The 7022-nt window shown below is 65.4% G+C and carries 9 protein-coding genes; all 9 read right to left on the bottom strand.

What is annotated here, in order from left to right; translation table 11 throughout:
- On the bottom strand, positions 1-1135 hold a 1135-nt coding region (locus H0S73_RS25245; protein ID WP_484502648.1), incomplete at its 3' end, for a phage tail protein.
- 4 nt (positions 1136-1139) lie between these two features.
- On the bottom strand, positions 1140-1754 hold the full coding sequence (locus H0S73_RS25240; RefSeq protein ID WP_181054974.1) for a phage connector family protein: 615 nt from the start codon (positions 1752-1754) through the stop codon (positions 1140-1142).
- Between the two features lie 2 nt (positions 1755-1756).
- Positions 1757-2092, bottom strand: coding sequence for a capsid staple protein (gene gp10, locus H0S73_RS25235; protein WP_181054973.1), 336 nt, complete (start codon positions 2090-2092; stop codon positions 1757-1759).
- A 75-nt stretch (positions 2093-2167) separates the two neighbouring features.
- Entirely contained in the window at positions 2168-2572 is a 405-nt protein-coding gene (locus tag H0S73_RS25230) for a hypothetical protein (RefSeq protein ID WP_181054972.1), read from the bottom strand.
- Positions 2573-2613: 41 nt separating this feature from the next.
- The gene (locus H0S73_RS25225; RefSeq protein WP_181054971.1) at positions 2614-3012 is read right to left on the bottom strand and encodes a Bbp16 family capsid cement protein; all 399 of its coding nucleotides are present in this window, start codon (positions 3010-3012) and stop codon (positions 2614-2616) included.
- Between the two features lie 58 nt (positions 3013-3070).
- Positions 3071-4093 (bottom strand): major capsid protein, encoded by a 1023-nt coding sequence (locus tag H0S73_RS25220; protein WP_181054970.1) that lies wholly within the window; start codon positions 4091-4093, stop codon positions 3071-3073.
- 72 nt (positions 4094-4165) lie between these two features.
- The gene (locus H0S73_RS25215) at positions 4166-4939 is read right to left on the bottom strand and encodes a hypothetical protein (RefSeq protein WP_181054969.1); all 774 of its coding nucleotides are present in this window, start codon (positions 4937-4939) and stop codon (positions 4166-4168) included.
- Positions 4936-5274 carry a Bbp19 family protein gene (locus tag H0S73_RS25210; protein ID WP_181054968.1) on the bottom strand — a complete coding sequence of 113 codons (339 nt, stop codon included), beginning with the start codon at positions 5272-5274 and terminating at the stop codon, positions 4936-4938. Before H0S73_RS25210 ends, H0S73_RS25215 begins: the two co-directional genes overlap by 4 nt.
- A complete protein-coding gene (locus tag H0S73_RS25205; protein WP_181054967.1) occupies positions 5271-7019 on the bottom strand; it encodes a portal protein in 1749 nt (582 codons plus the stop codon). Before H0S73_RS25205 ends, H0S73_RS25210 begins: the two co-directional genes overlap by 4 nt.
- Positions 7020-7022 lie beyond the last annotated feature (3 nt).

The following is a 7022-nucleotide window of genomic DNA, read 5'->3' as shown; positions in this document are numbered from 1 at the left end:
TGAGCGAGCCCGTGGGGGTGATCACGCCGCCCTCGGTTCCGGTCACGCGCCATTCGCCGGTCTCGGTGAACACGATCAGGTCCTGCATGGCGACGTAGTGCCGGATCTTCTGCAGCTTGCGCCCGGCGATGGTGAATTCCATCGCGTCTGAATCCTTGGCCGGGCGCGACACGGTGAAGTTCTGAAAGTTGCCCGACACCGTGGCCCAGGTGGTCTGCGGCCGCAGCACGGTCCCGCCGAAAATCCGCCGCTGCTGGAAATACGCCGAGGCGCGCGGGTAGGCGCCGGCCGCGCTGAACGGGTTGCGCCCATCCGGCGGCGTCTGAGACAGGTCGGGCTTGAAATTCTTGTCGCGGAAGCTCGACGAAGGCGCCGTGCCGATCAGGCCATAGAGCCCCGATTCCTCGCGGTAAACGTTGTAGAATAGCGTCCCCGGGATGCCGGCCCAATCGAGATCGTTATAGTTCGACGGATACCAGCGCAGGTCGTTGCTCGCGGTCCCAACCTCGCTGTAAAGGGTCTCCTGTCCGTCGGGGCGCACCGCCGTGACGCGGTAGCGATAGGTCTCGCCGGTATAATACTGGCTCGGGTTCTCGCCCGCCGGCGGCGATTGCGTGAAGTCCTTGTGTGCCGTGACCGTGATCGTAGGAGGCCCGCCGGTCGGCGGCGCGAAATTGATCACGCTCACGCGCCAGTCGTCGTGAGCATAGCGGGCGATCTCGCGCGGCGCATGGCTCGGGTGCGTGATCGTCAGAACGTCGTTCGACTGCTCGACGACAAGGCCCCGCAGATCTGCCGCAGCGTAGGGCAGCGACAGCACGAACGGCGCCCCGCCCGGCACCGTCACCAGAGCGCCGTTGCGGTAGACCCGCATGTAGAGATGGCCGAATTCAAGAATATAGGTGTCGCTGCTCGAAGCCTCGAACCCCACGAGGCGCACCGGCTGCGACCCGTCGCCGGCCGCGCCGACGAATTGCAGCCCGTCCCGGCGCGTGATGCCGCCATGGGCGTGAATGATCCAGTTCTGCAGCTTCTTGGCGCCCGTGCGGTACTTGGCGAGATCGACGCGCGCGTGAAGCGAGGGGGCGAGCTCGCCGCCCGTGAACGAGGATTGAAGGTTGCGTGCCAGTGCCATGCGACTACCCCCGCGCCTCGATCCAGTCGGGCATGACATCGCCGCCGAGGCGCGTCACGCCCTGGTTGCCGACGCTCACCGCGGCCTGTTCGAGCGTCTGCATGTATTTCTTCTCGGCGTCGTCGCGCTTCTCTTTCGATTTGGTCAGCGGCATGGCGATGTAGGAGGCCAGTTTCGCCGCCACGGCCGCCACGAACAGGGGCGTGAACGAAGGCACGAACGTCTCGCGCCTCGTGTAGACGATCACGCCGCCGTCCCGGTCGGTGTGCATGAGCCGCAGGGAGGAGCCGTCAGGCCCGGCCACGGATGACAGGGTGAACTCCGGCGAGACCTGCCCGCGCATGGAGCGCGCCACGCCCCGGATGGCGATCGCGTCGGACGGGATGCCGTAGGCATAGGCATAGCCCGAGGCCACGTCCACGTCGGACGGCGAGACGCCGCGGGCATAGGAGCGGGCGAACGGCCAGTCGAAGGCTTCCAGCGCCTCGTCGAGAGCCTGATCGTAGAACCGCGAGCACTCGGCCGCCTCTTTCGACCGCTGCTCGTCCATGGCCTGAATCCGGCTGTCCCCGATGATGCCGAGCGCGAGATTGCAGATATCGACCGGCGTTGCTGCCATGCTCACTCACCCTTGTTGTAGAGGGCGTCCGCCAGAGATCGTTTCGCCGACGGCATTTCGAGCGCCATGTCGGTGATCTGGAGCGAGGCCGAGGCATGTTCCTTGCCGTCGTCGTAACTTGACGTGGTGGCGCTCGTGACCTTGACCACCGCCACGAGGGAGAGTTCCTGCCCGGCCGTCAGGCCCTTGAGGTTGAGCCGCTTCATCGTGTCGTTGTCGAGATTGAGCGACAGGCCCCACGGGTACTGCTCGCCCTCGTAGGACGGAGACGCGAGCATTTCCCTTTCGCGCGCCTTGCGGTCCGCGTCGGAGAGTTTCATCGAGACGAGTTCTGCCATCACCCTACCCTTGATATGAGAACGGGGAGCGCGAGGCCCCCCGTTGGTTCGCGCCGACGCGTGACTGGATGGCGCTTAACGTTTGACCTCGTTGCCCTTGTCGTCGATCTCGACGATGTGCGGGGCGGCCGGGCCCGAATAGCTCTCGATGATCGCGCCCTCGTCGAAGAGCACGTCGTTGATGTAGCTCTTCTGGGTCAGGCGGACGCGGGCGCCGTCGAGCTGCTCGTGCTCGGGAGCCTGGAGGACGACCATCTGCTGGCCCGCAGGGACCACAACCGGGGCCGGATCGGGAGCGCCCTCGGCGGTGTTGTCCACCTCGGTGCCGACCGGGTTGGCGCGGTCCGAGGTGATCGGATCGCCGCCGTCATAGGTCTGCGGGTTCGACGGCCGCGGGGTCGGATCCTCGGCCACCGTGGCGCGCACGTCGCCCTGGTTCACGTCGTCGCGGGTCGTGTTTTCGTTCTTGCGGTTTGCCATCGTTTCAACCTTTCAATCAGCCCCCAGAGTGAAGCGGCCTGTTAGCCGCCGATCTGGGCCGCCGCCGTGCCGCGCGCCGTGAGGGTGCCCGCCGTGAAGGCGGACGAGGCGACATAGTTCAGGTCCACGTACCGCTTGGTGTTGACCGGGATGTGCGGGTAGTACGGCAGATCCTTGCCGGCCACGAGATCCGCCGCCGTGAAGGCTGGCGAAGCGGCGACCACGGTCGCGCCCGACATGTCGGCGCTGTCCGAGGTGCGGATCTGGATCGTCAGAGTGCCGGCGCCCACGAACGTCTGCCCGACCGTGAACTCGATCGGCGTGCCGGGGCCTGTCGTGCCGCGGCCGTTCTTCGGGCCAAGGTCGATCACGTTGGTGGACGACGCGGTGGCGGTGATCGCCTGCGCGTTGGAGAATTCGAGCTGCTTGTCCTGGATCATTTCAAAACCTCACCGATCCTTGAGAGCGGAAGAGGCCGGCGAACCGGCCCCGCTGTTATCAGACGACGCGGGCCTCGGTGTTGAGGATCGCGTCCACCGCGCGCAGGGGCACGCCGTTGATCGCCGTCACCGGCTTGCCGTAGATGGTTTCCGTGGTGATGTTGTTGGCGATCTTCTCCAGCTGCGCCGTGCGGATCAGCGAGCGCACCGTGCGGTTGCCGTACCAGGCCGCGCGCGGCATGCCGGATTCGGTCGCCGTGCCCGGGATGCGGTAGACCCGCTCCTCGGCGTCGATGATCTTGTTCAGGATCGACTTGAGGTAGGCCATGTCCGTGCGGGCGAGCGCCACGTCGATGTTGGCGATGCGGACCACATAGCGCCAGTCGCGCACGGTCAGGCCGAGGTGCCACTGGAAATGGTCGCGGTAGCCCTGATAGTTGTTGCCGTTGGCGTCCTGCAGCGTGACCTCACCGAGATCCTGATGCTGCAGGCCGGCGGTCGTGCCCTTGGGGTAGATGCCGTGGACGGAATCCTCGCCCCACACGATCATCCAGAGCGAGGTGTTGGTGGCACCGGTGCCGCCCGCGTCGATGATGTTGTAGCCCGACTGCGTGGGATCGGTGGAGAGCTTGCCCATGCGCGGGGCAAGGCCGAGGAACCGCTCCGGGTTCACTTCGGTGTTGCCGTAGAACAGGGTCGAGGAAGCTTCCTGCGACATGCTCTCCAGGAACGGGCGGACCTCCGAGGCGCGGAAGGCGCCGGCATTGCCGGACAGCTGCACCAGGGTCTTGTCGACCTCGGCGTAAGCCTCGAGCATGCCGGTGGTGTCGCGCACGGGCGCGGTGGTGCTCTTGGACTTCGGCACGCCGTAGTTCAGAAGGCGCCAAGCGACCGCAGGCAGGCCGGTGCGGATGACCGTCTTGTGGCCGGATCCGTCATTGGCCTCGCGGAACTGCATGTCGTCGAGGGCTTCGTTTACGCGGTTCATGGCTTCCACGATCGAGGAAGCCACGTTGCCGTTTGCGTCCGAGCGTTTCACGAGATCCGCCAGGGTCAGCACTTGCGCTGCAAGTAGTGTCATACTCTTACTCCTACACTGCTAACAAATCGGCGGATCATATGACGCCGAATATGGGCGTTGAAATGTTTACTATTATTTCATGCCCGGGTAAAGCGCCTGATGCAAAGGAATGGACGTTCCCATATTCCCTTGTCCACCGCCTTTTTCGGTCGAGGGCGCGCCCAAGGCCTTGCCGACATTGACCATGAAGCGGACGAACTCCGGATGGTTGCCCCACCCGTATTGACGCGCGGCCTCCCCGAGCTTCGGGCCGCCAAACTCCAGCAGGGCGCGATTGGCGATACCCATGTTCTGCTCGTACTCGGCCCCGCCATATTCCGGATCGTTGCGGGTCTCCTCGCCCCAGGCGCTCACCTGATCGGTCCAGGCCTTGACCTGCTTGCCGAGGATCTGCGCATGGAAATCGACCATGGCCTGCGCCTGCTCCGGCGGCACTTTATGGTCGAGACAGAACTGCGTGAACTCCTGCGCCTGAGCCGGGTCCGGCTCGGCGCCGTCGGGCAGGACGAACTTGTAATCCTCCGCCTTGAGTTCCGGCTCCGGCTCGTCCTTCTTTACGTCCTTGTCCGCCCCCTCTTCGCCTTCCTTGGGCTTGTCACCGTCACCCTCTTGAGCGTTGGCAGCCGGAACAGTGCCATCAACGGCCACTGCAAAACCCTCAGCGGGCTTGGCACCCTCAGCAGATCCAGCAGAACCGCCAGCAGCAGGAGCGCCGCCGTCAGATGGTGCCCCGCTGTCATTGCCAGCAGCGCCGCCAGCGGGAGCGCCACCGTCAGAACCCGATCCACCGCCCGCAGCACCCTCCGCATTCCGCACTCCCTGCAACAGCATCCATTTCAGATTCATTCGCTCTCTCCTTCGTCCTTCTCGGCCGCAGCCTTGCGCAGGCCTTCGACCGTCTGCTTTTCCTCAAGCACCTCGCGCTGCATGGTCAGGAAAGACCCCGGCGCGAGATCCTCGATTTTCTGCAAAAGCGTAATTCCGACGCTGCGACGGCCTTCGTTGAAGCCGGTCGACATCGCCTCGCCCGTGTAGGACAGGCCATAGACGCCAGCCGCATCGAGGAGCGACCACAGCACTCGCCGGCCCTCGCGGCTGTCCAGAACCTTGCGCAGGTCATCGCGCTCGCGGGTGGCGATCTCCTCGGCGAGTTCCTGTTCGAACTGTTCGAGGTGGGTCACTGGTTGACCCCGAGCACCTGGTCGAGGATGGAGCCGCCGTCAGAGGTGCGCGCCTCGGACAGGAGCTTGGCGGATTGAGCGGCGGCCGGCATGGCGGCGGCGGCCTGCTGCTGCTGCATGGCGGCCGCATTCTGGTCTCGGATCTGCTTCACGGCCTCGTCGGAGCGCACGACTGCGGGCGGCGTACCAATCGCGTCGGCGTATTCATCAATGGCCTGATCGAAATCAATCTTATCAAGCACTTCCGGCTTGACGCCCGCAAGGTTGCCGGTGAACCCGACGAGACGCTCGATTCCGCCGACCGTCACGGCGCGCTGCGCCTGGGCCAGGATCGACACGTATTCGACCTTGAGCTCTACGTCCGCCAACTCCTTCGGCGGCGGCGGGATCACCCCGTCCATGTCTTGCGCCCACATGGGCTTTGACACATCGACCAGCCGGTTGAACACGGCGTCGATGTTGATGTTCAGATCCTCGTTGTGCTGACGCTCCAGGACTGGCCCGAGGGCGAGCAGCTTCTCCTCGTGCCGCTCCTCGATCTCGCGCGCGGTGATCTCGCGCCGGTCGGACTGCGACAGCATCAGGAACAGGTCGGCATAATACGCGCTGTTGACGCGCTGCTCGGTGGCGTCGATCTCGCCGCGAATGGCCGTGATCCCGTCGGCGCGCTGCTCGTAGATCGGCCGGATGGCGGCCGATCCTTGAGCCACGTTCGTCGGGACAACCGTGTTCGCGCCGGGCAACCAGTTCACGCCAGTCAGGCCCGCAGGCGATTGCGTGGGCGGCGTCACCATGCGGTCGATCGCCTGGGCCTTCCTGCGCTCCAGAACCTGCAGGCCCTTGGCGTCCGGCAGGGCATACCAGCCCGGGCCGACACCGTAGACCTCACCGGCCTGCACGTCCCACCGCGGCGCCGCAATCCTGAGATCCCGGTAACCCTTGAACGAGAGCAGCTTGTCCTCGCCGTTCTCCTCCTCGAAGTACACGCACACGTAAGGCATGCCGCGAGGACCCTTGATGCCGCGCACCTGCTGCAGGTTCGGCTCGATGGCGTGGATCACCTTCACCATCTGGTCGTACTGGCTGCGGTCGTACATATCCCGCACGGTCTGGCTGCAGTTCTCGTAGCCGAACTTGCGCACCAACTGGAGCACCGTCATGCCGAAGGCGCGGTACACCGTGTCCACGCGGTCGTTCTTGTCCGTGCCGAGCCAGTACTGCCCCACGGGCAGGACCGTGAACCGCACGATGTTCTCGAAGTCGTCGTCGATGATGACCACGCCCGTGCCGTAATCGCCCACATCCGGGTAGATCTGCTGCCGCGAGGTGTAGAAGTTCGACGAGGCGAGAACATGCTGGATGCGCCGCGTCACCACATGCAGCCACATCTTGACGCCGGCCGCCTCGTCCCGCGCCGGGTCACCCGTGGTCAGACGGAACCAGGGCCGGGCCGGAGAGGTGATGCCGGACATCATGCCGGCGCCGAGCGTGCGGGAGGCCAGAAGCGGCGTGTTGTTGATGATCGATGAGGCGGACTTGCGGCGGCGCTGCTCCTCGGCCGTCCACAGACCCCGGGTCGGGCGGATGTTCTGGGAGATCTCGCGCCAGTCGCCCTCGTGGGGCGTACGCTCGTTCTTGAGCATGGCCAGGCGCTTGCGGAACGGCTCGGCCGGCCGATCGGTCAGGAGGAACCTGGGCTTGGTGAACGAGGGTTCCCGGTCAGCCGGGCGCGCCGTGCCTGCCATGGG

The organism is Microvirga mediterraneensis (genome assembly GCF_013520865.1).
In the GTDB taxonomy this organism is placed as follows: domain Bacteria; phylum Pseudomonadota; class Alphaproteobacteria; order Rhizobiales; family Beijerinckiaceae; genus Microvirga; species Microvirga mediterraneensis.
This window is presented reverse-complemented; position numbering and strand designations above follow the sequence as displayed.